The sequence below is a fragment of the Ruegeria atlantica genome (assembly GCF_947495585.1).
GTDB lineage: Bacteria > Pseudomonadota > Alphaproteobacteria > Rhodobacterales > Rhodobacteraceae > Ruegeria > Ruegeria atlantica_G.
In genome coordinates, this window is record NZ_CANLZK010000008.1 from 25,427 (window position 1) to 48,500 (window position 23,074).

At 57.8% G+C, this 23,074-nt stretch carries 26 protein-coding genes; 16 read left to right on the forward strand and 10 right to left on the reverse strand.

The window, feature by feature from the left end; genetic code table 11:
* Positions 1-53 precede the first annotated feature (53 nt).
* The 5 genes from QMP16_RS14245 (at position 54) to QMP16_RS14265 (ending at position 3,576) form a co-directional block, all read left to right on the forward strand.
* Positions 54-587, forward strand: a complete 534-nt coding sequence (locus tag QMP16_RS14245) for an invasion associated locus B family protein (protein WP_058272619.1) — start codon at positions 54-56, stop codon at positions 585-587.
* 170 nt (positions 588-757) lie between these two features.
* Positions 758-925, forward strand: coding sequence for a hypothetical protein (locus QMP16_RS14250; RefSeq protein ID WP_186437396.1), 168 nt, complete (start codon positions 758-760; stop codon positions 923-925).
* A gap of 147 nt (positions 926-1,072) precedes the next feature.
* Positions 1,073-1,450: a lysozyme inhibitor LprI family protein gene (locus QMP16_RS14255; protein ID WP_282152922.1), complete on the forward strand. Its 378-nt coding sequence runs from the start codon at positions 1,073-1,075 to the stop codon at positions 1,448-1,450.
* 79 nt (positions 1,451-1,529) lie between these two features.
* On the forward strand, positions 1,530-2,717 hold the full coding sequence (rlmN, locus tag QMP16_RS14260; RefSeq protein WP_282152923.1) for a 23S rRNA (adenine(2503)-C(2))-methyltransferase RlmN: 1,188 nt from the start codon (positions 1,530-1,532) through the stop codon (positions 2,715-2,717).
* A 232-nt stretch (positions 2,718-2,949) separates the two neighbouring features.
* Positions 2,950-3,576: a cytochrome P460 family protein gene (locus QMP16_RS14265; RefSeq protein WP_282152924.1), complete on the forward strand. Its 627-nt coding sequence runs from the start codon at positions 2,950-2,952 to the stop codon at positions 3,574-3,576.
* Between the two features lie 7 nt (positions 3,577-3,583).
* Here the strand turns inward: QMP16_RS14265 and QMP16_RS14270 are convergent, their stop codons facing one another.
* Both QMP16_RS14270 and QMP16_RS14275 read right to left on the reverse strand, forming a co-directional pair.
* Positions 3,584-3,928 (reverse strand): hypothetical protein, encoded by a 345-nt coding sequence (locus QMP16_RS14270; RefSeq protein ID WP_058272615.1) that lies wholly within the window; start codon positions 3,926-3,928, stop codon positions 3,584-3,586.
* On the reverse strand, positions 3,925-4,842 hold the full coding sequence (locus tag QMP16_RS14275) for a J domain-containing protein (protein ID WP_282152925.1): 918 nt from the start codon (positions 4,840-4,842) through the stop codon (positions 3,925-3,927). The genes QMP16_RS14270 and QMP16_RS14275 overlap by 4 nt, the downstream gene beginning before the upstream one ends.
* 158 nt (positions 4,843-5,000) lie before the next feature.
* Between QMP16_RS14275 and QMP16_RS14280 the strand changes: the two genes are divergently transcribed.
* Entirely contained in the window at positions 5,001-5,390 is a 390-nt protein-coding gene (locus QMP16_RS14280) for a hypothetical protein (protein ID WP_282152926.1), read from the forward strand.
* Here QMP16_RS14280 and QMP16_RS14285 read toward each other — a convergent pair.
* Together QMP16_RS14285 and QMP16_RS14290 are read right to left on the reverse strand one after the other, a co-directional pair.
* Positions 5,385-6,485, reverse strand: a complete 1,101-nt coding sequence (locus QMP16_RS14285; RefSeq protein ID WP_282152927.1) for a cystathionine gamma-lyase — start codon at positions 6,483-6,485, stop codon at positions 5,385-5,387. The two genes, QMP16_RS14280 and QMP16_RS14285, sit on opposite strands and share 6 nt — an antisense overlap.
* Positions 6,486-6,488: 3 nt before the next feature.
* Entirely contained in the window at positions 6,489-7,331 is an 843-nt protein-coding gene (locus QMP16_RS14290; protein WP_282152928.1) for a TIGR00730 family Rossman fold protein, read from the reverse strand.
* A gap of 79 nt (positions 7,332-7,410) precedes the next feature.
* Here QMP16_RS14290 and QMP16_RS14295 point away from each other — a divergent pair, with 79 nt between their 5' ends.
* The 3 genes from QMP16_RS14295 to dapD all read left to right on the forward strand — a co-directional run bounded on the left by QMP16_RS14295 (position 7,411) and on the right by dapD (position 9,909).
* Positions 7,411-8,328 (forward strand): threonine/serine dehydratase, encoded by a 918-nt coding sequence (locus tag QMP16_RS14295; RefSeq protein ID WP_282152929.1) that lies wholly within the window; start codon positions 7,411-7,413, stop codon positions 8,326-8,328.
* Between the two features lie 44 nt (positions 8,329-8,372).
* A complete protein-coding gene (locus QMP16_RS14300) occupies positions 8,373-8,972 on the forward strand; it encodes a GntR family transcriptional regulator (RefSeq protein ID WP_058279708.1) in 600 nt (199 codons plus the stop codon).
* Between the two features lie 109 nt (positions 8,973-9,081).
* A complete protein-coding gene (gene dapD / locus QMP16_RS14305) occupies positions 9,082-9,909 on the forward strand; it encodes a 2,3,4,5-tetrahydropyridine-2,6-dicarboxylate N-succinyltransferase (RefSeq protein WP_282152930.1) in 828 nt (275 codons plus the stop codon).
* 57 nt (positions 9,910-9,966) lie between these two features.
* On the opposite strand, the gene QMP16_RS14310 is transcribed toward dapD, so the two are convergent.
* The gene (locus QMP16_RS14310) at positions 9,967-10,302 is read right to left on the reverse strand and encodes a cupin domain-containing protein (protein ID WP_109310629.1); all 336 of its coding nucleotides are present in this window, start codon (positions 10,300-10,302) and stop codon (positions 9,967-9,969) included.
* A gap of 114 nt (positions 10,303-10,416) precedes the next feature.
* Between QMP16_RS14310 and QMP16_RS14315 the strand changes: the two genes are divergently transcribed.
* Positions 10,417-10,761, forward strand: a complete 345-nt coding sequence (locus QMP16_RS14315) for a hypothetical protein (RefSeq protein ID WP_058279829.1) — start codon at positions 10,417-10,419, stop codon at positions 10,759-10,761.
* On the opposite strand, the gene QMP16_RS14320 is transcribed toward QMP16_RS14315, so the two are convergent.
* Positions 10,758-11,816: a transporter substrate-binding domain-containing protein gene (locus QMP16_RS14320; protein WP_282152931.1), complete on the reverse strand. Its 1,059-nt coding sequence runs from the start codon at positions 11,814-11,816 to the stop codon at positions 10,758-10,760. The two genes, QMP16_RS14315 and QMP16_RS14320, sit on opposite strands and share 4 nt — an antisense overlap.
* Before the next feature lie 209 nt (positions 11,817-12,025).
* On the opposite strand from QMP16_RS14320, the gene dapE reads away from it, so the two are divergent.
* Genes dapE through rnr form a run of 3 tightly spaced genes read left to right on the forward strand, consistent with a single transcriptional unit; the run spans position 12,026 to position 16,052 of the window.
* Positions 12,026-13,165 carry a succinyl-diaminopimelate desuccinylase gene (dapE, locus tag QMP16_RS14325; RefSeq protein WP_282152932.1) on the forward strand — a complete coding sequence of 380 codons (1,140 nt, stop codon included), beginning with the start codon at positions 12,026-12,028 and terminating at the stop codon, positions 13,163-13,165.
* Between the two features lie 3 nt (positions 13,166-13,168).
* A complete protein-coding gene (locus QMP16_RS14330) occupies positions 13,169-13,744 on the forward strand; it encodes a TIGR04282 family arsenosugar biosynthesis glycosyltransferase (RefSeq protein ID WP_282152933.1) in 576 nt (191 codons plus the stop codon).
* Positions 13,745-13,790: 46 nt separating this feature from the next.
* Positions 13,791-16,052 (forward strand): ribonuclease R, encoded by a 2,262-nt coding sequence (gene rnr / locus QMP16_RS14335; RefSeq protein ID WP_282152934.1) that lies wholly within the window; start codon positions 13,791-13,793, stop codon positions 16,050-16,052.
* On the opposite strand, the gene QMP16_RS14340 is transcribed toward rnr, so the two are convergent.
* Both QMP16_RS14340 and QMP16_RS14345 read right to left on the reverse strand, forming a co-directional pair.
* A complete protein-coding gene (locus tag QMP16_RS14340) occupies positions 16,043-16,429 on the reverse strand; it encodes a DUF1801 domain-containing protein (RefSeq protein ID WP_282152935.1) in 387 nt (128 codons plus the stop codon). The genes rnr and QMP16_RS14340 overlap by 10 nt on opposite strands.
* The gene (locus tag QMP16_RS14345; protein WP_348774602.1) at positions 16,426-17,205 is read right to left on the reverse strand and encodes a glutathione S-transferase family protein; all 780 of its coding nucleotides are present in this window, start codon (positions 17,203-17,205) and stop codon (positions 16,426-16,428) included. The genes QMP16_RS14340 and QMP16_RS14345 overlap by 4 nt, the downstream gene beginning before the upstream one ends.
* 1 nt (position 17,206) lies before the next feature.
* On the opposite strand from QMP16_RS14345, the gene QMP16_RS14350 reads away from it, so the two are divergent.
* On the forward strand, positions 17,207-17,920 hold the full coding sequence (locus QMP16_RS14350) for a helix-turn-helix transcriptional regulator (protein ID WP_282152936.1): 714 nt from the start codon (positions 17,207-17,209) through the stop codon (positions 17,918-17,920).
* Positions 17,921-17,983: 63 nt separating this feature from the next.
* Entirely contained in the window at positions 17,984-19,282 is a 1,299-nt protein-coding gene (locus QMP16_RS14355) for a lytic murein transglycosylase (RefSeq protein ID WP_282152937.1), read from the forward strand.
* 389 nt (positions 19,283-19,671) lie between these two features.
* On the opposite strand, the gene QMP16_RS14360 is transcribed toward QMP16_RS14355, so the two are convergent.
* Both QMP16_RS14360 and QMP16_RS14365 read right to left on the reverse strand, forming a co-directional pair.
* Positions 19,672-21,069, reverse strand: coding sequence for an aspartate aminotransferase family protein (locus tag QMP16_RS14360; protein ID WP_282120351.1), 1,398 nt, complete (start codon positions 21,067-21,069; stop codon positions 19,672-19,674).
* 76 nt (positions 21,070-21,145) lie between these two features.
* Positions 21,146-21,829 carry a GntR family transcriptional regulator gene (locus QMP16_RS14365; protein WP_282152938.1) on the reverse strand — a complete coding sequence of 228 codons (684 nt, stop codon included), beginning with the start codon at positions 21,827-21,829 and terminating at the stop codon, positions 21,146-21,148.
* Between the two features lie 140 nt (positions 21,830-21,969).
* On the opposite strand from QMP16_RS14365, the gene QMP16_RS14370 reads away from it, so the two are divergent.
* Positions 21,970-23,055 carry a polyamine ABC transporter substrate-binding protein gene (locus QMP16_RS14370; RefSeq protein ID WP_113791802.1) on the forward strand — a complete coding sequence of 362 codons (1,086 nt, stop codon included), beginning with the start codon at positions 21,970-21,972 and terminating at the stop codon, positions 23,053-23,055.
* The last annotated feature ends 19 nt before the right edge of the window (positions 23,056-23,074 follow it).

Below are 23,074 nucleotides of genomic sequence, written 5' to 3' on the forward strand. Positions count from 1 at the left end.
GTATGCGGTCTCGATGGGTATGAGGTATTAGGTCGAGCTAGGAGGCTGGACAGATGGGATTAAAACTCGTCCGCACAATTGCGGGTCTGTGCGTGGCAGGAATGGCCACAACCGCAATCGCTCAGCAGGCGACCAGCACCAATCGGGTTGCTGCGAAGACCGACTGGAGCGTTTTTGTGGAGAAAGATCCCACAGAGTGCTGGAGCGTATCCGCGCCCAAAGAGACTGTGAACACCAAAGGTGGGCGCGTGGTTTCGGTGCGCCGCAGCGACATCCTGTTGTTCGTGTTCTACCGCCCGAATGCCGAAGTCAAAGGTCAGGTGACCTTTACCGGCGGCTATCCTTTCGCGGCAGGATCGACGGTCACCCTTGAGATTGACGGCACCGAGTTCGCTTTGATCACCGAAGGTGAATGGGCCTGGCCGGCAACCGAAGGCGAAGACTTGAAGGTCGTCGCAGCGATGAAGCGCGGCACCGAGGCCGTTCTGACCGCCCGGTCCGAGCGCGGAACCCAGACCAAAGACACGTTCTCGCTGTTGGGTTTCAGTGCTGCGATCGAAGACGCCGAAAAGCGCTGCACCCAATAAGCAAGTACAACAGGTCTACGCAGCCCCGTCATTTGGCGGGGCTTTTTCGTGGGCGATCATACGTGTCATCTGAAATTTACGCTACGTCCATCCACCAAATTGATCCGCATCAAGGCAAGCGATCCATCTTTCTGAACCAATCAGTTCAAATATATGGAAGGAGCTTATCCATGCTGAACAAACCTCTTGCTGCTGTGTTGGTGGTCGCCGCCGTATTTCTGAGCGCATGTGAAAAAAACAACGAAACCTATCCGGTTTCTGGCGAGCAATGTGGTCCGAAAGATCCCGTGCAAACTTTGGACGCGGATGATTGCGACATCCTGCCAGCAGGGATCTGATATGTTTACCTGATCTGATTCCTCGCAATCGCAATGCAGATAGTTCGGTCGCATCGGTTTGGCCTATGCGGCCGACTTGCAATTGGGACTATGGCGCAACGCGTGCTACGGTGGCCTCATACAAGGGTTTATATGTGGAAACGGATAATGCGTTACGTCCTGATTGCAGTTCTTTTCTCTTCGACCGCGTGGGCAGATCCCAGCCTGGAATGTTTCGACGCAGGTTCGCAGGTCGAAATCGGAGCCTGCGTTGGGGAAATGGAGAAACGCGTGAATATGGCTGTTGAGACAAGCTATGGCTTCGCCATGCAGTCCGCATTTGAGTTGGACGAGGTCACAGACCGTGTGGTGGCACAACCGGCACTTGAGGCTGCACAAGAGGCATGGAGAGGATATCGCGATGCGCAATGTGAAGCAGTGGGTGCTTCATACGGCGGCGGCTCTGGCACCGGCATCGCCATCGCGTCTTGTCGCGTCGATCTGGGCCGGGCGCGTGTGGACGAATTGCTGCGTATGGCAAATTAAACGATACGAATTCTTTTGATCTTTGCGCGCGATCCTATATAGAGGCGCATCCCAAGCCCGAATTCGTTGAGATAGCCAAATGTCGCCCAAAGCGCCGATCACTCAAGATGTCATGACCATCCCCCGCAAACTGCCCGAGGGGAAGATCAACCTTGTCGGGTTGACCCGTGATCAGTTGCGTGACGCTCTGATCGAACATGGCACGCCGGAAAAGCAGGCCAAGATGCGGACCGGGCAGATCTGGCAGTGGATCTATCAATGGGGCGTGCGCGATTTTGCCGAGATGACCAACCTCGCCAAAGCGTATCGTGCGCAACTGGCTGAGAATTTCGTTGTGGAAATCCCCGAAGTCGTGACACGGCAGGTGTCCGAAGACGGCACGCGCAAGTACCTGTGCCGCATCGCGGGTGGCCATGAGGTCGAGGTTGTCTACATCCCCGAAGAGGATCGCGGGACCCTGTGTATCTCGTCTCAGGTTGGCTGCACGCTTACCTGTTCCTTCTGCCATACGGGCACGCAGAAACTGGTGCGCAACCTGACGGCTGCAGAAATCGTCGGTCAGGTGATGATGGCCCGCGACGATCTGGACGAATGGCCGACCCCTGGTGCGCCAAAGGACGAAACACGCCTGTTGTCGAACATCGTTCTGATGGGCATGGGTGAGCCGCTTTATAACTTCGAAAACGTGCGCGACGCGATGAAGATCGCCATGGACCCCGAAGGCATTTCTCTGTCACGCCGTCGGATCACCCTGTCGACGTCCGGCGTGGTGCCGGAAATTGCGCGCACAGCTGACGAGATCGGCTGCTTGCTGGCGATCTCGTTCCACGCGACAACGGATGAAACCCGCGATTTTCTGGTGCCCATCAACAAGCGCTGGAACATCCAAGAACTGCTGCAGGCGCTGGCAAGCTATCCCAAAGTGTCCAATTCCGAGCGGATTACTTTTGAATACGTGATGCTGGATGGTGTGAATGATAGCGACGAAGATGCGCATCGCTTGATCGACCACATCAAAAGCCACAACATTCCCGCCAAGATCAACCTGATTCCGTTCAACGAATGGCCCGGCGCGCCTTACAAGCGCAGCTCGAATAACCGCATCCGCGCGTTTGCAAACATCATTTATCAGGCGGGATATGCCTCTCCCATTCGCAAGACGCGTGGCGAGGACATCATGGCAGCTTGCGGTCAGTTGAAATCGGCCACAGAGCGCGCCCGCAAGTCGCGCAAGCAGATCGAAGCCGAAGCGGGATTGCAGAGCTGACAAGCCCAACTTTCGTGCAAACTACGCCAAGAAATTAATTTTCTGGCCGCTGTTATTTGTATGCACAATTTGATATGTTTCGGGGGCTGAAACCGGCTGCCTAGGCCTCACGCTTGCGCACAAAGCAGTGAGAGTCGCATTCCGGTCGTGGCGCGTTTGTTCATGGCCGCTATCATTTTACACGTAACTTGCGGCGTTCAGGCGAACCTTTTGAAGCAGGTGGGCCAAATACATGTTTGTACGATTTATAAGACTGTTTCCGACATCTCTTGCGGCTTTGTTTGTGGTGGGGCTTGCCGCGTACCAAGCTGGCGCTCAATCCAGTGGTGAGGATGCTCACCTTGCCATTGAAAATCCTGCCGAGCTGTCCAAAGAAGAAGCTTTGGGCATCTACAAGTCCCTGCAGCGACGGATGGAGCGTGGCTATGCCGCCGCGCAGTTAGATTTGCTGATGAACTATCAGGCATGGCCGCTGTTCAACGACGCGCCTTACATCTCGGCAACCCATGGGCAGCGCTATGTGAACAGCTATGCCAACCGCATGGCGCACAACTATGGTACTTTGGCCGAGGGTGAAAAGCTGCCGATGGGGTCAGTGCTGGCCAAGGACAGCGTCACGGTCACGGACGAGGGCAATGTCCATCCCGGGGCTTTGTTCGTGATGGAAAAACTGGCCCAAGGCACCAGCCCGGAAACTGCGGACTGGCGCTATATCATGGTCATGCCGGATGGGTCTTTGTTTGGTGACACGATGGGCGCGCGTTCGGACGCTGTCGTCTATTGCCATGATTGTCACGAAGCGGTGGCTGATCGGGATTACACTTTCTTTGTTCCCGAAGAGAATGTTGTCGGCAACTAAGCGCGGGTTACTTGCGACCGAACCGCGCCGTTCCAATTACCTCGATCAATGTCTGACGCACCGGCTCCGGTTGTGTTTCTACCGCATTCAGAACCTCTCGTAACTCGGCCCGAAGGCCGTGCATCTGGTCGATCAGTGAGATCATCATCGACAGCGCATCAGGCTCCATCTCGTATTGGTCGTGCAGCTCGCACGCCAGCTCCAACCGCGCCACGTCGAGGGTGTGATATACCAACCCCTGCTCGGTTTGCTCGGGAATGACGATCTCGGCAGCCAGGTATTCGGTCAGGCGGGTCGAGGTCAGGCGGGTGACGGTTGCGATCAGCTGCTCTTCGGTCAGGGTGCGGGTCATGACGGCATTCCTTTCCGCGGATCATAGCTGTGGCTCTCGCGCCAAGTCTCCATGAATTGCTTCAACTCGTCATCAATCTGATCGGGCATGGATACAGTTAGTTCGATCAACTGATCGCCGCGATCGGACGAGCCGCGCTTCTTGACCCCCTTGCCGCGCAGGCGCAACGTCCTGCCGCTGCTGGTGCCTGCGGGGACACTAACATTGACGCCGCCATCAATGGTGGGGGCGGGTACCTTGCCACCCAGAATGGCCTCATCAATTGTGATGGGCAGAGTAATATGGATGTCATCGCCCTGACGATCAAAGACCGGGTGTTTAGCCACTGACACAGTGACCAAAGCATCGCCGGGCGGGCCTTCGCCAAAACCCGGGTCGCCTTTGCCGCGCAGGCGAATAGTTTGTCCATTGGTGATGCCCGCAGGAATCTTCACCTCGATCCGGTCACCATCCGGCAGCGTCAGCTTTTGGCTGGCGCCAAACACCGCATCCAGAAAACTGATCTGCAGATTGTAAGCGCGATTGTGGCCCGGCGCGTGAAATTCGTGCGTGCGCTGCTGGTGTCCTCCGCGGCCCCGCATGAATTCGGCAAAGATGTCTGACATGTCATCCGGGTCTGCTGCGCGCGCACGATAAGGGTTCCCGGCGGCCTCGGCATATTCGCGATAATACTGCTGCTGGGGACGTTCCTGACCCGAGGCATCAATTTCGCCACTATCGTAACGCGCGCGTGTCGCCGCATCTTTCAGCAGGTCATAAGCCGAAGCGGCGGCCTTGAACTTGGCTTCAGCCTCGTCATCCCCGGGTTTCAGGTCCGGGTGGCACTCTTTGGCGATGCGCCGATAAGCCTTCTTGATCTCGGCGGCGCTGGCGTCTTTAGCGACACCAAGAACGGTATAGGGATCGTCGCTCATCACATCTCTCGTCGATGGGGGTGGGTCTGATCTATATGAATGTGTTTTATCATGCGATTTCAATAACCCAAAAGGAAGTGGCTTTTGAAACCGCTCGCAAATTCCTTCGAGTCTGTTAACATCTGCATGTTTCTAATTGATCATTCACGGAGAACCCCATGACGCGCAGAATAAAATCCGCACTGGCCCTGTTGGCCGGGAATGCCATCGGGTTGTTGCTTGCGACGCTGTTGTTGTCGGGGTTTGCGATCAAACCGATATCATTCATCGTCGTGGTGATCGTGTTCACTCTGGTGCAGGTGGTGGCCGAGCCGCTGATCCTGAAACTGGGTGAGAAAAAAGCGCCCTCGATCAAAGGTGGGATTGCTTTGATCGTAACGTTTGTCGGTCTGTTGGTGACGGATCTGATTACGGCAGGGCTGACCGTTGGCGGCGTTGCCAATCTGTTAGCAGCGACCCTGCTCGTTTGGCTGGGCGCGTTGATCGCCAGCGTTCTGCTGCCGATCTACGTGTTCACCGAATTGCGCGAGCCTAAGAAGAAATCATAACGCGTTCAGGCAGGTTTCCATCGCCTGCCACAGTTCATCCGTAGGTTCGCAACCTATTGAAAGACGGATAAAGGCCGGATCGACGTCATCGCCCCAGCGTGCGCGTCGTTCGGCAGAACTATGAACACCGCCGAACGATGTGGCCGGTCGCAGCATCGGGCAGGTGTTGATGAAAGTTTCGGCCTTTTCCTCGGTCTCTAACGTGATCGACAACAAGAACCCGAACCGGGACGTCTGCGCCTTGGCCAGAGCATAGGACGGGTCATCCGACAGGCCGGGATAGCGGATCTGTTTCACGGCCTCATGTTCTGCCAACCGTTCCGCGAGCACTTGCGCCGATGCACACATCCGGTCGAAACGAACGTCCAGCGTTTCCAACCCGCGATGCAGTAGCCATGCCTCATGCGGGCCGGGGATCGCGCCGGAAACGCGCCGCCATTCTTCGACCCGTTCCATAATCTGCGCGTTGCGGCTGGCGACATGACCCATCAGCAGATCGGAATGCCCGCCCATTGCCTTGGTATCCGAAGCGACCACCACGTCGATGCCCAAATCCAACGGGCGTTGACCCAATGGGGTCATCGTTGTGTTGTCGGCAATCGTGAGACCGCCCGCCGCGCGAACGGCAGTGGCGATCGCAGGCAGGTCCATCATATCCAGACCGGGGTTCGAGGGGCTTTCCAAAAAGACCACGTCAAACCCGTCAAACCCGCCCTCGGCGAACGCCGTCGTCGGACGCTCAGTAACTAAGACGCCAAGATTGGACAGAAACCGATCGGCCAGCAGTCGTGTGACATAATACCCGTCCGAGGGAATCAGGATATGAGACCCGGCTTTCACCGTCGCGAACAAAGAGGCAGAAACCGCCCCCATGCCTGACGGAAAGGTCAGACAGGGCGCGTCTTCCAGATGCGCCAACACATGTTCCAGATGCACCCATGTCGGGTTGTCGACCCGACCATAGGTCGGATGCCCGTCCGGTGCGCCGGGCAGATGGTACATGCTGCTTTGCGTCAGCGGCAGAGCCACCGGATCGCCCTTGTCCAATGCGTTCCCACGCAGGTGCAACATCTCACCGGTCTTTGGCGGCTTCATGTTTCAGCGCCCCGGAATTTCGTCGCGGGGTGGGGCCGGTTCCCAGTTTTCAATAATATCGACCGCCTCTTGCGCGGTATCCACGAAGCGGAACAGGTCGAGGTCCTCTTCCGAGATCGTGCCCGCATCGGCCAGTGCCTCCCAATTGATGACTTTTTCCCAGAAATCGCGACCGAACAGCAGGAAGGGCACACGCTCCATCCGGCCAGTCTGGATCAACGTCAGCGACTCGAACAGCTCGTCCATCGTGCCGAAGCCGCCGGGGAAGATGGTGATTGCGCGGGCGCGCATCAGGAAATGCATCTTGCGAATGGCGAAATAGTGGAAATTAAAGCTGAGATCGGGCGTTACATACAGGTTCGGCGCCTGCTCGTGCGGCAGCACAATGTTCAGGCCAATCGAACAACCGCCAGCATCCTGGGCACCGCGATTTCCGGCCTCCATCACGCCGGGGCCACCGCCAGTGACGATCACGTTCTCGCGGCAGCCGGTTTCATTGGATTTTTCGGTCATCAGACGGGCGAATTCCCGCGCTTCGTCGTAATATTGCGACAGGTTGGCCAGCGTCTGGGTTCGCGCGGTGTGTTTCTGCGACGGCTCGGGAATGCGCGCACCACCGAACATGACGATGGTCGAGGTGATCTCGCGCTCGGTCATGATCATCTCGGGCTTCAACAACTCCAGCTGCAGACGCACGGGGCGCAGCTCATCCCGGCACAGGAAATCATCGTCTGCGAAGGCAAGGCGATAGGCGGGTGAGCGCGTCTGCGGCGTGTCCGGCACCTCGCTCGCGGTCGAGCGGTCAGTCTGGGCGTCGCGGAAAGGGCTGAGGCGGTCTTCTCTCATGGGTGATGGTTCCCTGCTTGCGTGTTCATAAAACAGCTATAGGGTTCGCAGGCAGAGTGCCAGTCACGGAAGAACAAGAATGAATTGGAAGAGTGAAATTTCGGCCGCCGCCGAACGGATCAATGGGTATGCGCAGGTGACCCCGGTGATTGAAAGCCGCGTGCCCGGATTGGATTATCCGGTCGAAATGAAGCTGGAGCATATGCAGCACACGGGCAGTTTCAAAGCGCGCGGGGCGTTTAATACGCTGCTCAGCTTGGACGTGCCCGAGGCTGGCGTTGTGGCGGCTTCGGGCGGCAATCACGGGGCGGCGGCGGCGTATGCGGCACAAACGTTGGGATATCCGGCCAAGATTTTCGTGCCAGACCTTGCCGGACCATCCAAGATCGCCCTGATTGAACAGACGGGCGCAGATCTGACAGTTGTACAGGGTGAATACGCTAACGCGCTGAGCGAGGCCAAAGCGCATGAGGCAGCAACCGGGGCGATGCAAATCCACGCCTATGATGCACCGGCAACCGTAGCAGGGCAGGGCACGTGTTTTGCTGAATGGGAGGCACAGGGGCTGCAGGCTGACACCATTTTGGTTGCAGTGGGCGGCGGTGGCCTGATTGCCGGGGCTTTGGGTTGGTTTGATGGCACGCGCAAGGTCGTAGCAGTCGAACCGGAAACCTCCTGCGCGCTGAACGCGGCGCTGCAGGCGGGTGAACCGGTGGATGTCTCGGTCTCGGGGATAGCGGCCAACGCGCTGGGCGCGCGGCGGATCGGAGGGATTTGTTTCGATCTTGCGCAAGGAATGACATCTGTTCTTGTCTCAGACGAGGCGATTGCCGATGCGCAAAAGGCGCTGTGGCAGACCCATCGCATATTGGTCGAACCGGCCGGGGCGACTGCGTTGGCGGCTTTGACCTCAGGTGTTTATAAGCCAGAACCAGACGAACGCGCGGCGGTTCTGCTGTGCGGGGGAAATATTACCCCGGACCCGCTGATGGGGTGAATTATCAGCTTGTGGAAGGTGGTTAAGGATTTTATCGATAATCTATGACCACTACGATCGCCGACACAATCTACCAAAACCTTAGACAGAAGATCATCACCGGCGAATTGCTTGCCGGTGAAAAACTGCGTCAGGATCACATCGCACGGGCCTTTGAGACCAGCCATGTACCGGTGCGCGAGGCTTTGCTGCGTCTGGAAGCGCACGGGTTGGCCCAAAGTGAGCCGCGCCGCGGTATGCGTGTTTCGGCGCTGGACCCGGCAGAAGTGCGCGAAGTGGTTGAAATGCGTGTCGCGTTGGAATCCCTGGCCTTGCAGCATTCGGTACAGAATATGACGCCTGGCGCGCTTAAAGAGGCGGATGATGCTCGGATCGCCTGTGATGCTGCGCAAACGATGCCCGAGTGGGAAGCGTGCAACCGTACCTTTCATCGCTCGATCCTGACGCCGTGCGGGTTGCCACGCCTACTGCATGCGATTGATGACCTGCATATCGCCGGCGCGCGCCACCTGTTTGCCCATTGGCGCCCCAAGTGGGTACACCGTGCGGATGGTGACCACGCAGCCATCGTTCAGGCGCTCAAGCGCAAGGACGCGGCCACGGCGACGGCCATTCTGACGCGCCATATCCGCCGCGCAAGCTGATCACAGGTCAACCTAGCCGCAAATCGTACCTCCTGCGTCGCATTGCACCGCGAGGTGCAGTTGCGTATAGGCCAAACAAACGTGAACAGATTCTGCAGGGAGCCATCCGATGTCCAACGCGCAACTGGAAACCGCTATCGAAGCCGCCTGGGAGGCGCGCGACACCATTACGCCCGCCACCACCGGCGAACGACGCGAGGCGATCGAGGATACGCTGGCCGCGTTGGACAGCGGTTCGCTGCGGGTTGCTGAAAAGCTGGATAACGGTGATTGGCATGTGAACCAGTGGGCCAAGAAGGCAGTTCTGCTGGGCTTTCGCATCAAGGATATGGAAATCCAGACCGGCGGTCCACAGGATGGCGGCTGGTGGGACAAAGTGGACAGCAAGTTCGCCGGCTGGGGTGAAAACCAGTGGCGCGCAGCCGGTTTCCGCGCGGTGCCGAACTGTGTTGTTCGCAAATCGGCCTATGTCGCACCCGGTGTGGTTCTGATGCCGTCCTTCGTGAATTTGGGCGCCTATGTCGACGAAGGCACTATGGTGGACACATGGGCCACCGTTGGTTCCTGCGCGCAGATTGGTAAAAACGTACACCTGTCAGGCGGTGTTGGCATCGGCGGCGTTCTGGAACCGATGCAGGCCGGCCCGACCATCATCGAAGACAATTGCTTTATCGGCGCACGCTCGGAAGTGGTCGAAGGCTGCATCGTGCGCGAAGGCTCGGTTTTGGGCATGGGTGTCTTTATTGGCAAATCCACCAAGATCGTGGATCGCGAAACCGGCGAAGTCACTTACGGCGAAGTGCCGCCATATTCGGTGGTTGTCGCGGGTTCGATGCCGTCCAAGAACAACGTCAACCTGTATTGCGCCGTGATCGTAAAGCGCGTGGACGAGAAAACTCGTTCGAAAACCGGGATTAACGAACTGCTGCGCGACTAAATCAAGTGCGGATTTGAAACGGGGCTGTAGCGTATCTCGCTGCAGCCCTTTTTTTGTTTATCCTTTGACTGGATAGCGGTCGGGTTCCTCAAACACGTCGATCACGCGGCTTCCGGCTTTGATTTTCCCGCCGTGTTCAACACCAGACGGGATCGAGTAACTGTCGCCGGGGCGATAGGTCTTAGTTTCTCCGCCTATTGTCAGTTCAACCTCGCCCTCGACCACCGTGCCCCATTGCGCCTTGTGTGAATGCGGTGGCAGTTCGAAATCCTTGAGGAAGGTGAAGAACGCGACCAAACCCGCATCTGACCGGATGACGGCGGTTTGCACCACGTCCTCGGGGAATGGGACGTCGAGGCTAGGGAAGTCTGTGATGAAATCTGGGTAGGCCATGAAAAATCCTTTGCAGTTTGAAATGGGTTTTCGCGGGTACTATGGACGTGCTGGGGGCTTCCCGCAATTCCCGGCTGCTTGACCACGGACAGGCGCGCGGCTATGGCCCCCTGCATGGAAAAGCAAAAGAAACCGTCCCGTCAGCAAGTTTATACATTGCTCGTTCAGATTGGCCGCAAAGAAGGCGACGGTCTGCCCGAAGGTGCGACCGGAGCAGCGCTGATGTGTTTTGCTAGCGGCGTGGATGAGGCTGAAGCGGTGCGTGAAACCGTGGCGATCCTGAAACAGGCCGACACTGCGCCACTGGACGTCACCGGTTATGGAACTCTGGCCGAGCGTGAGGCGCAGGGGCACGACATCGACCCGGACGAACGCGACCTGATGCAGCGGGCCTTGGACGAAAACGCCGTTATCGTGGCGCAAATGACGCCGTTTTTCGGGGATGAAGAACCGGCTTAGTTTCGCACCCCGAACCATTTGCGGTAAATTTCATCATAGGTGCCGTCTTCGCGCAGCGCGAGCAGAGCCTGGTTCACGTCCTCGACCAATGGCGAGCCGGTTGGGAACGCAATCCCGTAGTTCTCGCGTAGGAAAACGCCACCTGTCATCGATGCGATCCGACGTCCTTCATGCGCCGCGTAATAGGACAGGATCGGCGCGTCAAAGACAACGGCGTCCAACTCCTTATCTTGGAATGCGGTCAGCACATCATCCAGGTTTTCATAACCGGAAAACTCGATCTCGCGCCGGTTCAGGAAGTTTGCGGCAGTTGAGTTCGAGATTGTGCCCACCTGTTTGCCATAAAGATCGTTGACCGAGTTCACGTTGCCGCTGATGGCATCCACTGTCATGACCGACGTGATGCGCGCTGTGAAGACCGATACGATGAACAGTGAGGACACCACCAGAACCACGCCCAGCAACCGTCCGAACGGTGTGCGCGGCATGCGTTCCTCGAACCCACCATTGACCACAAGATTCAGCGCCCACCAAAAGGACGGGAACCATGCCTCATTCAGCTTACGGTCGAAATACGGCTGGGCCCGACGCTCAAACCCCCACATCAGCATCCCGCCGCCAAGCAGGATCGCAAAGGCCAGTCCGATGGCGATGAACAATTCAACAGACAGCAAAGCGTGCAGCAGCGATGGCCTGCGCGCTGCATCCGATGGCACCATGATCTGCAGACCGGCCTCGAATATGGGCTGGCTGAAATCCATCTGCGTTTCACGCGCAGCCGTGATCGAGATATTGGCCACAGCCAGGTCCGCGGTTCCTTCCTGCACAGCACCCAGCATATCGCTGAAGGCCTCGACCCTGGTGACCGAGTAGTCCCAATTCAGTGCCTCGGACAAGGCTTGTAGCAGGTCCATTGAAAAACCGGTTTGGGTCCCGTCCTCGACATAGGAAAACGGGGGGCGGGTCACGGTCGTGACCGAAAGCGTCTGCGCCTGGCTTTGCTGTGCAAGAACGGCGAAAGTCAGGCAGATCCAAACGAGAAGCGCACGTATCATCGTCAATTCACCTGTTTCGCGGCCCTCTAACGCAGATTTGAAAGGCACGGCAAGGTGGCCGCAAGGTAAACCGCCATGTTTTATTGGGGTGTCATTTCAAGACTCGCGAAAAAAAGCGCCCGGAAACCAGTGGCGAGGGGTTGGCAATTGGTCCAATTCGTTGAATCTGTGCACGATCCCGCGATTGAACCAACCAAAAGGGCCCAGAAATGACAGATCCGGTGAAGTTGACGGCGGACCTGATCCGTTGCCCATCAGTCACACCTGAGGAAGGTGGCGCGCTTGTGTTGTTGGAGAAGCTTCTGTCCGACGCAGGCTTCGACTGTACCCGCGTGGACCGGGGCGATGTCAGCAATTTGTACGCGCGCTGGGGGCCGATAGCCCATCCGCGCAGCTTTGGGTTCAACGGGCATACAGACGTTGTCCCTGTGGGGGACGAAGCGGCTTGGACGATGCCCCCGTTCGGTGCAGAAATCCGCGAAGGTGTGATGTATGGGCGCGGGGCCACAGACATGAAATCCGGCGTGGCGGCCTTTGCGGCGGCCGCTGTGGATTTCGTGCGCGACACACCCCCGAACGGGGCGATTATTCTTGCGATCACGGGCGATGAAGAGGCGGACGCGGTGGATGGCACTACGGCACTGCTTGATTACATGTCCAAGGCAGGAGAACGCATGTCTGCCTGTTTGGTGGGTGAGCCGACCTGCCCAAACACAATGGGCGAGATGATGAAAATCGGGCGGCGTGGTTCGATGACCGCCTGGTTCACGGTGACCGGTGAGCAGGGGCATTCGGCCTATCCGCACCGGGCCAAAAACCCTCTGCCCGCCATGGCGCGTTTGATGCATCAGCTGGCCAGCCACGAACTGGACCAGGGATCGGACCATTTCGATGCCTCAACCCTGGCCGTTGTGAGTATTGACACGGGCAACGCAGCAACCAACGTGATTCCGGCGCAATGTACCGGGGCGGTGAACATTCGCTTTAACGATCTGCATTCGGGTGCCAGCCTCAGCGATTGGCTGAAAGCGGAAGCCAAAGCCGTGGCTGAAACCTACGATGTCGCGATCAACGTTCGGATCAAGATCTCAGGCGAGAGCTTTCTGACCCCACCCGGCCCCCTGTCTGATCTGGTCGCGAAAGCGGTCGAGACCGAAACCGGTGTGCGCCCCGAGATGTCGACAACAGGTGGCACCTCGGATGCGCGGTTTGTCAAAGACCATTGCCCAGTGGTTGAGTTCGGCCTTGTCGGCCGAACGATGCATCAGGTCGATGAATGCGTCGAGGTGGCGCAGATCGAACAGCTCAAGGCGATCTACACGCGCATCCTTCGGGACTATTTCGCCTGAACCATGCAGCGCACATTGGTCATCATGGTGAAAGAACCTCGCCCGGGTCGGGTCAAGACGCGGCTGGGGCGCGACATCGGCATGGTTGGTGCTGCATGGTGGTTTCGCCATCAGACACGCGCGCTGATCCGGCGTTTGCGGGACCCACGCTGGCAGATAGTGCTTGCCGTCGCCCCGGATCGCGAAGGTCTGACCAGCCGCATCTGGCCCGTTGATCTGCCCCGCGCGGCGCAAGGGCGAGGCGATCTGGGCGACCGCATGGGGCGCATGTTGCGCGGCATGCCGCAGGGACCGGTTTGTCTGATCGGCGCGGACATTCCCGGGATCACATCCCAGCATATCGCACGAGCCTTCAAGGAATTGGGACAGTCGGAATTTGTATTTGGCCCTGCGCCGGACGGTGGCTATTGGTTGGTAGGGGCTCAGCGGTACAAGGCGTTGCCGAAAAGCCTGTTCCGTAATGTACGCTGGTCTACTGAAACTGCGCTGGCTGACACTCTGGCCTCAGTTCCGGGGTGCCGCGTAGGATTGCTGGACCATCTGCGCGACGTTGATACGGTGGCTGACTTGACGCCCTGAACTTTTTGGTCATGACGCGGTCGCATGCCCGTGATAGGCCGGAGGTATGACTCGCATACCTACCAAGCAGGAGGTCCTCGATTGGATCTCGGCGAACCCCACCCTGACCTCGAAACGCGATATCGCCAAAGCCTTTGGTATCAAGGGCGCGGACCGGATCGATCTGAAACGCATCCTGAAAGAGCTAGAGGCCGAGGGGCATCTGGAAAAGCGCAAGCGCAGCTATCGCGACCCGGACCGCCTGCCACCGGTCAGTGTGCTGCAGGTGAAGGCACCGAACTCGGATGGTGATCTGTTCGCACGGCCCTTGGAATGGCATGGCGAAGGGGTCGAGCCGATCATTCTGCTCATCACCCGTGCCAGCGATCCTGCGCTGGGCGAGGGCGACCGCATTCTGGCCCGCCTCACGGTTGTGCATGAAGAAGACCACAATTACGAAGCACGCCTGATCCGACGTGTCGGAACGAACCCGCGCAAGATCGTGGGCATCTTTCGCAAAGGGGCGGAAGGCGGACGGATCGTGCCCATCGACAAGGCCGGTCAGACCGAATGGCTGGTTCCTGATGGGGCCGTATTGGGTGCCAAGGATGGAGAATTGGTCGAGGCTGAACAGGCCGGGCCAAAGAATCGCATGGGTCTGCCACCTGCGCGTATAGTGGAACGGCTGGGTGATCCATCGGCACCCAAGGCTGTGTCACTGATTGCAATTCATCAGCACGGCATTCCGGATGATTTCCCTGACAAGGTGATTGCCGAAGCCGATAAGGCCAAACCTGTCGGGTTGAAAGGCCGCGAAGACCTGCGGGATATGCCTTTGCTGACCATCGACCCATCTGACGCACGGGATCATGACGATGCCTGTTATGCGCATGCCGATGATGACCCCAAGAATCCTGGCGGGCATGTGATCTGGGTCGCCATCGCCGACGTTGCGGCCTATGTGCAGCCCGGTACCGCGCTGGATCGTGAGGCGCGCAAGCGCGGCAACTCCAGCTACTTCCCGGATCGGGTGGTGCCAATGCTACCGGATCGCCTCTCTGGAGACCTGTGTTCGCTGCACGAAGGCGTTCCGCGCGCCTGTATCGCTGTTCGGATGCAGATCGATGCGGATGGAAACAAGATTGCTCATCGCTTTGTACGTGGTCTCATGCGCTCGGCCGCCTCGCTGCACTATGTCGAAGTTCAAGACGCTATCGACGGCAATCCAAACGACCGCACAGGACCTTTGTTAGAGCCTGTGTTGAAGCCGCTCTATGATGCCTATGCCGCGCTTAAGAAAGCACGGGCAGAACGGCAACCGCTGGAACTGGACTTGCCCGAACGCAAGATCGTTCTCAGCAACGCGGGTGAGGTCCAAAGCGTGGCCTTCCGCGACCGCTTGGACGCGCACAAGCTGATCGAGGAGTTCATGATCCTCGCCAATGTCGCCGCCGCCGAGACATTGATCGCCAAGCGACGCCCGTTGCTGTTCCGTGTGCACGAGGAACCGGTGCAAGAAAAGCTGGAAAGCCTGCGGGAAACCGCGCAGGCTGCGGGCCTAAATTTGGCTAAGGGTCAGGTGCTGCAAACCCGGCACCTGAATGCATTGCTGAACGCGGCTGCCGGGACAGAGGATGCAGAGCTGATCAACCTTTCAACTTTGCGCTCAATGGCACAGGCTTATTACAATCCCGAGAATTTCGGCCATTTCGGGTTAGCGTTGCGCAACTATGCGCATTTCACTTCTCCCATTCGTCGTTACGCGGACCTGATCGTGCACCGGGCGTTGATCACGGCGCATGGCTGGGGTGACGACGGGTTGACCGAGGATGAAATCGCGCGGCTCGATGAAACGGCAACGCATATCTCGGACACCGAGCGCCGCTCGATGATGGCCGAGCGGGATACGACGGATCGCTATCTTGCCGCTTATCTGAGCGAGCGTGTGGGCAATGAGTTCAGCGGTCGTATCAGCGGAATTGCCCGGTTCGGTGCATTTGTGAAGATGGACGAAACCGGCGCGGACGGCCTGGTGCCCGTCCGGTCACTGGGGCGCGAGTTTTTCCATTTCGACCGCGAAGCCGGCACGCTGATGGGATCAGACACCGGTTTGATCATCGCCATCGGTCAGCGTGTCACCGTGCGCCTGACCGAAGCCACGCCCGTTACCGGCGGGCTCGAGTTGGAGCTGCTGTCCATCGATGACCAGGCCCTGCCGCGCGGAGGCGGGCCCGCTAAGCGCGGGGGCGCACGGCGCAAGGCGGTCAGCACCAAGCGCAAGAAGGACAAGATCAAGCGCAAGGTTGAACGCAAACGTCGTCAAAGGTGATAGGTCAGCGCCCGTGCGATCAGCCAGCCATGCCGGGTTTCATCAATCTGATCCGGGTCATCAAACAGAATGGCCCGGTTGCCATCGATCCGATCTTCGCCCGGAAAAGCGGTGGTGAAATCACCCATCAACCGGCTTTGACAATGCACAAACAGCGCAAAGGATGCCGCTTTGTGCCCGCCCAGCCGGATGGTTGACCCTTTGGGCGCCAGATAGGCGGGTTGACCCCACCGCAGTGCTTCATTCAATGGCTGGGCTTTAGGCAAAGTCCCGGCGGTTGAAAACACCAGCTCGCGCAAGACGAGGACACCCGAACGGGTGTCCTTGGGGAACGCTTCAAAGGCGGTTAGCACTGCAGGGTCGTCAAAAGGTGTCATGGCAGCGGTATTGCCTGCTCCATTCGGTCCACGTAGTCGTTGAGCAGCCTATCCTGTTTGATCCGCTGGGTCAGCGGGGTTTCCACCGGTGTTGCGCGCATTGCAGCCAACATGGGCCCAACGCTCATATCTGCTGAGGTTGGCCGGTCGCCCAGAAGGTACGGCGATTGCCACAAATAAGCGGATATCGCTTCAAGGTCCCGCTCCAATCGATCCTGACGCTCAGTGGGAGAGAAGCGGCCGACACCCTGAAACACCAATCCCTGGACGACCTTTTTCCGGATTGAGTTCGACACTGGCGTTCGGATCAACGCAGGAATAACCGAAAAGAAGGTCTTGCGCAGAAATGGCCAAACTTCGTCATTGGCCCATCTGTCCTGGACGACCTGAAAATAGATGTGTTCCTCTGCCAAGCGGATCAGCGTTCGTGCCTGCGCCTTTTGTATGTCGCTTAGCCCAATGTCGAAGTTTGCGCCCTGCGCCTCAAGCCAATCGCGGATCAGGTCGCTGTCGGGGACAAGGCGTTCTTGCGTGCGCAGAACCGGCAGTTTCTGATGGGGCATCTTGCGGGGGTCCAACATATCGGACCGCTGCCAACGCTGGCCCGCATGTTCCAGCATGTAAGCGGCCTTGACGCAAAAGGGGCTGGCGCTGAACAGGCCAAAGGCCGAAGGGTAAATCATAAGGGTCAACATCGGAGGCTCCAAATTCGGGATGCCCGAGGAATAGCTTTTCCTGATGACAGCTTCTGTCATCAGGTTTAGATTATTCTGCACTATGTCCCGAACCGCCCGCCTGTTCCAATTGATGCAAGCCTTGCGCTCTGGTCCTTCGCCGAGGACCTCCCAACAACTGGCGCAGGATCTGGGCGTCTCGCCGCGTACGGTTCATCGCGATATTGAGTCGTTGCGTGGGCTTGGAGCGGTGATCGACGGTGAGGCCGGTTTTGGCTTTACTCTGATCGAAGACGCAACCCTGCCACCGCTTGGGTTCACAGATGATGAGCTTGAAGCGCTGGTTTTGGGGCTGCGAGAGGTTCAGGCCATTGGTGATCCTGGGTTGGCAGACGCCGCCAGCAATACGTTGCGCAAATTGCAGGGGCGATTGCCGCAGCGCCAATCACACCGCCTGTCCCATGCAGTGCTGACAGCAACGCGCTTTGATCGCCCAGCCAAGCCCACCATCGCGGTGGCTGACCTGCGGCAGGCCACATGGGACGAACGCACGATCGAGTTTGCCTACACCGATGCCAAGGGCGATGACACGCGCCGTAAGGTGAACCCGCTGAGTATCGTCTATATGGACCGCGCCAGCGTTTTGATTTCCTGGTGCCATCTGAGGCAGGACTTTCGCGTCTTCCGGCTGGACCGGATACGCGAAATGTCCGTTACAGGCGAAAGCTTTAGACCAAACCGCATCCCTTTGCTGCGTGAGGCACTTGCCGGAATTCGTGCGGAACACAAAGCAAAAGATCGCGAGGGGTCAAGCTGAACGCTTTGGAAAACGCGAATTTTGCGGTACTCTGAAGTCGAGCAGTAACCAGGAAAATTCGGAATGCGTAAATGCATAGGTGGCGTTATGACCGCCGCATTATGGGCATCCATTGTGCAGGCGGACTCTATCAATACTCTGGGCGGGTCACAGGCCATACAGCTGGCGTCAGCTGGCGTGGCGATATCGATCCGGCCAGTTTTACGACCCTCAGCTAAGGAGTACCGGGTGTCGACAGAAGGAAACGCGCGGTTTCAGGCGTGGCTTGGAGCACTTCGTGAACGGGCGTCCGAGCAGGGGATATCAGCCTCAACACTGGACAGCTCGCTGGCGGGTTTGACCTACGATAAGGACGTGATCAGGCGCGACCGCAACCAGGCAGAGTTTTCGAAGCCCATTTGGGAGTATTTGGATTCTGCCGCCTCAGACACGCGCATCAGAAACGGCCGGGTGGGGTTGGAGCGCCATCGCGACGCACTTACCCGCATCGAAGCCAAATACGGCGTCGAAAAAGAGGTTGTGACAGCGATCTGGGGGCTTGAGACGTCGTTTGGAACGTTTCGGGGCAGCGACCACACCATTCGATCTCTGGCAACATTGGCGTTTGACGCACGGCGGGCGCAGTTTTTCGAAACCCAGTTAATCGCCGCATTGCAGATCATTCAGGCGGGCGACGTCAGCCCGCGCAATATGATGGGCAGTTGGGCCGGGGCGATGGGGCATACGCAATTCATGCCAACCTCGTTTCTGGACCATGCGGTTGATTTCGACGGGGACGGGCGGCGCGATATCTGGTCGGACGATCCAACCGATGCGCTGGCCTCGGCCGCCGCCTATCTGGCGCAGCATGGGTGGACCAAGGGGCAGCCGTGGGGCGTTGAGGTGACCCTGCCCAAAGGGTTCGACTATTCCACCGCAAGGCGGGATCACACATTGATGCCCTCGCAATGGGCCGCACGTGGTGTGGTGGCGGCGAACGGCACCCAAATTTCGGATCACGGGCAAGCGGCGATCCTGTTGCCTGCCGGAGGGCAGGGCGTGGCGCTGATGATCTTCGACAATTTCAAGGTGATTGAGAAATACAACGGTGCCGACGCCTATGTGATCGGGATAGGACACCTGTCTGACCGTCTGGCCGGACGGGGGTCGTTCCAGACCGAATGGCCGCGTGGTGACAGGGTGCTGAGTTTCACCGAGAAAAAGGAACTGCAATCCCGTCTGACCGAGGCTGGCTTTGATACCCAAGGCGTCGACGGGCGCACAGGGCCAAACACAGTCAAAGCTGTTCGGGCGTATCAATTGGCGCAGGGGTTGCTGCCAGACGGATATGCCAGTCTGAACCTCTTGGAAGCGTTGCGGTGACAATGTAGGGGTGTTGATCTATTGCCTGGGTATTCGCCGCGGATACTCTCTCAGGTATTGGCTGTGCAACCTCCCGACTACCGGCACTCACTACGGTAGACGGGAGGTGGACCCAGCAGAAGAGCGGGTCGCGACGCCGGTAGAGGTAATACAAATAACCGAGTCGCATTCGCATACTTGAATCTGAGTCACATCAAATCAAGATATTTATCGCGCGCTAAATTTATTGTTGCCGCGCGATACATAATTACTTCTTTTTGTCGCTCGATTTGATTGAATCTAGTTGTGTTCAGCAATTGAGCTGGATCGATTGACGGGCAATTGCGACTCAGGAAGTGAGAAGGGGCGCATCTAGTGCGCCCCTTAAAACTGAATAGTAGCAATCTGGACTATGACGCTGCCTTCATCAGCCCCTGCGCGATGATCTCGGCCTGCGCCTCGTCCAGTGACTTGTGAATCCGCACGAACATCTCGTCGATTTCCGCAGGAGTCAGGACCAGCGGGGGTGAGATGATCATCCGGTCGCCCACATGGCGCATGATCAGGTTGTTGGCAAAGCAGCGGTCGCGGCAGATGTAGCCGACCGTACCGGGCTCGGACGCGAATTTGGCGCGGCTGGCCTTATCCGGCGTCAGAGCGATTGAGGCCATCATGCCGACGATCTTGGCCTCACCGACCAATGGATGATCGGCCAGGGCCTCCCATTTCTCTTTCAAATAGGGGGCGGCCACATCGCGGACGTGGTCGACGATGCCTTCTTCTTCGAGGATGCGCAGGTTCTCCAATGCGACTGCCGCAGCGACCGGGTGGCCGGAATAGGTATAGCCGTGATTGAACTCGGTGCCGCCGATCACCTCGGCAATCTCGTCATTCACGATAGATCCGCCGATGGGCGCGTAACCCGAGCTGAGGCCCTTGGCGATCGTCATGATATGCGGTTTGATACCAACGGTTTCGGACCCGAACCAGTTGCCTGTGCGCCCAAAGCCGCAGATCACCTCATCGGCGATCAACAGGATATCGTATTTGTCGCAAATGCGCTGGATCTCGGGCCAGTAGGTATCGGGGGCAACGATCACCCCGCCCGCACCCTGCACGGGTTCGGCAATAAAGGCCGCGACGCGGTCTTCGCCCAGTTCCAGAATGGCTTCTTCCAGCTCACGCGCGCGGGCCAGGCCAAACTCTTCCGGCGCCATGTCGCCGCCTTCTGCCCACCAGTTCGGTTGGTTGATGTGGTGGATGTTCGGGATCGGGATGCCGCCCTGAGCATGCATGCCCGCCATACCGCCCAGCGAGGCCGAACCGACGGAGGACCCGTGATAGGCATTGTGGCGGCTGATGATGATGTTCTTGTCCGGCTGACCCTTCTCAGCCCAATAGGTGCGCACCAGGCGAATGTTGGTGTCATTTGCCTCGGACCCGCCGGCCGCGAAGAACACGTGATTCAGATCCCCCGGCGCCAGTTCTGCGATCTTAGCTGCCAAAGCGATGGCCGGAATATGAGTCGTTTTGAAGAACGTGTTGTAATAGGGCAGTTCACGCATCTGACGGGCAGCAACCTCGGCCAGTTCATCGCGACCGTAACCGATATTGACGCACCAAAGACCGGCCATGGCGTCCAGAATCTCTTCGCCTTCGCTATCGGTCAGGTACACGCCTTTGGCGCGAGTGATGACGCGCGCTCCTTCCTCGCCCAATGATCCGTTGGCCGAAAACGGGTGCATATGATGCGCCGCATCCAGTGCCTGCAATTCGGCGGTCGGCATGTGATTGGTGATGGTCGACATCAGAGAATCTCCTGCAAAAGGCGGTTACCCATCACAATATGATCAAATTTTTTCGTGTCAATCGAATCGACCTGAATCAGGCGGAGATCAAAGCGTCCGACATCAATTCCATACCCTGCTCAATGTCCTGAGCGGTTGCTTTCGCGACCTTTTCCGCATCTTTCGCCCGCAAGCTTGCAATGATGTCCTTGTGCCGATCCGGCAGGCTATGTGTTCCGAACCGTCCGCAGACAACGCGTAGTGAGGGGCCGAACCGCAGCCAAAGCCGCTCGGCCAGATCGTTGAGAATCGGAGCATCCGCATGCGCATAGAGCGTTTCATGAAACTGGTGGTTCAAGCGCAAATAACCACTGACGTCGCCGTCTGTGATGGTCTGATCCAATCGCTGATCAAGCTTTTCGAGCTGATCGATATCAGCAGGTTTTAGATTCGCGGTTGCCCGTCTGGAAAGCTCTGATTCTATTGATATTCTGGCAAAAATCATCTGCTCGACATCGGTGCCCGACAACAAAGGTACGCTGACGCGCCGATTGCCCTGAAACACCAGTGCGCCATCCGAAATCAGCCGCCGGATCGCCTCGCGGACGGGGGTCATTCCAACCCCGAGCGATTCGGTCAAACCCTGTATCGTGACGGGTTGTCCCGGGACCAGATCACCGTACATGATCTGAGATCTCAAGGTTTGGTACACCTGTTCATGCGCCGGTCTTTTTCCCTCATCCACTTTCGAGCCGGATGCTTTATTTTTGATCAAATCCAAGTGGTTTACCCTGTTTCGCGTGGTGTCGACTTGCCAGACGCCTGACCTCGTGAAACCATACGATGGATCGGGGGAAAACGCAAAACTTGATCAAATCAAAAAAAACGGGAAAATACCCGTACACTTGCAGGGAGAGAAATATGTCAATCAAAACGCTGACAATGACAGCGATTGTCGCGCTGGGGACTTCGGCGGCTTTTGCCGAAGAGGTGCGCGTCTACAACTGGTCCGACTATATCGACGAGGATCTACTGAAAAAATTCGAAGAAGAGACAGGGCTGACCCTGATCTACGACGTGTTTGACAGCAACGAGGTTCTGGAAACCAAGATGCTGGCCGGTGGATCAGGCTATGACGTGGTTGTGCCGTCGGGTACGTTTCTACAGCGTCAGATTCAGGCTGGCGCCTTTCAGGAATTGGACGAAGCAAAGCTTTCGAATTCAGGAAACCTATGGGACGTGATTCAGGAACGTACCGCAGGCTATGACCCTAACAACGCCTATTCGATCAACTACATGTGGGGGACGACCGGCCTCGGCGTTAACGTTGGTAAGGTTAAGGAAGTGCTGGGCGATGACGTTGCTCTGAACAGCATGGACTTGGTTCTGAAGCCGGAGAATATGGAAAAGCTGGCCTCGTGCGGCGTCCATTTCCTGGACGCTCCGGCCGAGATTATTCCGATGGTGCTGCAGTATATCGGTGAAGATCCGGACAGCCATGACACCGATGTGATCGGTAAAGCCGAAGAAGTCCTGGCTGGCGTTCGCCCGCATATCCAGAAATTCCACAGCTCGGAATACATCAACGCGCTGGCAAATGGCGATATCTGCGTAGCTGTCGGTTGGTCAGGTGACATCCTGCAAGCGCGGGATCGCGCGGCCGAGGCCGAAAATGGCGTGGAAATTGAATACCACCCATTCGCTGAAGGTTCGCTAATGTGGTTCGACCAGATGGCCATCCCGGCAGATGCTCCGAACCCGGAAGGCGCACACCAGTTCTTGAACTTCATTCTGGACGCCAACAACATGGCTGCCGCATCGAACTATGTGTACTATGCCAATGGCAACAAGGCTTCTCAGGAGTTCCTTGAGGAAGACGTGATTGGTGATCAGGCAATCTATCCGAGTGATGCCACGATGCAGAATCTGTACATCACGACACCTTATCCGGTCAAAACGCAGCGGAGCGTGACCCGTCTGTGGACCAAAATCAAATCGGGCACCTGAACCGAAGTATCTGAGCAAG

What these genes read in the sequence shown, in the direction of transcription:
- QMP16_RS14355 (WP_282152937.1), top strand. Translation starts at nt 17,984, where the DNA reads ATGCGTAAATGCATAGGTGGCGTTATGACCGCCGCATTATGGGCATCC.
- QMP16_RS14315 (WP_058279829.1), top strand. Translation starts at nt 10,417, where the DNA reads ATGGAAAAGCAAAAGAAACCGTCCCGTCAGCAAGTTTATACATTGCTC.
- rlmN (WP_282152923.1), top strand. Translation starts at nt 1,530, where the DNA reads ATGTCGCCCAAAGCGCCGATCACTCAAGATGTCATGACCATCCCCCGC.
- QMP16_RS14255 (WP_282152922.1), top strand. Translation starts at nt 1,073, where the DNA reads ATGCGTTACGTCCTGATTGCAGTTCTTTTCTCTTCGACCGCGTGGGCA.
- QMP16_RS14360 (WP_282120351.1), bottom strand. Translation starts at nt 21,069, where the DNA reads ATGTCGACCATCACCAATCACATGCCGACCGCCGAATTGCAGGCACTG.
- QMP16_RS14370 (WP_113791802.1), top strand. Translation starts at nt 21,970, where the DNA reads ATGTCAATCAAAACGCTGACAATGACAGCGATTGTCGCGCTGGGGACT.
- QMP16_RS14310 (WP_109310629.1), bottom strand. Translation starts at nt 10,302, where the DNA reads ATGGCCTACCCAGATTTCATCACAGACTTCCCTAGCCTCGACGTCCCA.
- QMP16_RS14330 (WP_282152933.1), top strand. Translation starts at nt 13,169, where the DNA reads ATGCAGCGCACATTGGTCATCATGGTGAAAGAACCTCGCCCGGGTCGG.
- QMP16_RS14285 (WP_282152927.1), bottom strand. Translation starts at nt 6,485, where the DNA reads ATGAAGCCGCCAAAGACCGGTGAGATGTTGCACCTGCGTGGGAACGCA.
- QMP16_RS14280 (WP_282152926.1), top strand. Translation starts at nt 5,001, where the DNA reads ATGACGCGCAGAATAAAATCCGCACTGGCCCTGTTGGCCGGGAATGCC.
- dapE (WP_282152932.1), top strand. Translation starts at nt 12,026, where the DNA reads ATGACAGATCCGGTGAAGTTGACGGCGGACCTGATCCGTTGCCCATCA.
- QMP16_RS14250 (WP_186437396.1), top strand. Translation starts at nt 758, where the DNA reads ATGCTGAACAAACCTCTTGCTGCTGTGTTGGTGGTCGCCGCCGTATTT.
- rnr (WP_282152934.1), top strand. Translation starts at nt 13,791, where the DNA reads ATGACTCGCATACCTACCAAGCAGGAGGTCCTCGATTGGATCTCGGCG.
- QMP16_RS14265 (WP_282152924.1), top strand. Translation starts at nt 2,950, where the DNA reads ATGTTTGTACGATTTATAAGACTGTTTCCGACATCTCTTGCGGCTTTG.
- QMP16_RS14245 (WP_058272619.1), top strand. Translation starts at nt 54, where the DNA reads ATGGGATTAAAACTCGTCCGCACAATTGCGGGTCTGTGCGTGGCAGGA.
- QMP16_RS14340 (WP_282152935.1), bottom strand. Translation starts at nt 16,429, where the DNA reads ATGACACCTTTTGACGACCCTGCAGTGCTAACCGCCTTTGAAGCGTTC.
- QMP16_RS14350 (WP_282152936.1), top strand. Translation starts at nt 17,207, where the DNA reads ATGTCCCGAACCGCCCGCCTGTTCCAATTGATGCAAGCCTTGCGCTCT.
- QMP16_RS14295 (WP_282152929.1), top strand. Translation starts at nt 7,411, where the DNA reads ATGAATTGGAAGAGTGAAATTTCGGCCGCCGCCGAACGGATCAATGGG.
- QMP16_RS14275 (WP_282152925.1), bottom strand. Translation starts at nt 4,842, where the DNA reads ATGAGCGACGATCCCTATACCGTTCTTGGTGTCGCTAAAGACGCCAGC.
- QMP16_RS14270 (WP_058272615.1), bottom strand. Translation starts at nt 3,928, where the DNA reads ATGACCCGCACCCTGACCGAAGAGCAGCTGATCGCAACCGTCACCCGC.
- QMP16_RS14290 (WP_282152928.1), bottom strand. Translation starts at nt 7,331, where the DNA reads ATGAGAGAAGACCGCCTCAGCCCTTTCCGCGACGCCCAGACTGACCGC.
- QMP16_RS14300 (WP_058279708.1), top strand. Translation starts at nt 8,373, where the DNA reads ATGACCACTACGATCGCCGACACAATCTACCAAAACCTTAGACAGAAG.
- dapD (WP_282152930.1), top strand. Translation starts at nt 9,082, where the DNA reads ATGTCCAACGCGCAACTGGAAACCGCTATCGAAGCCGCCTGGGAGGCG.
- QMP16_RS14320 (WP_282152931.1), bottom strand. Translation starts at nt 11,816, where the DNA reads ATGATACGTGCGCTTCTCGTTTGGATCTGCCTGACTTTCGCCGTTCTT.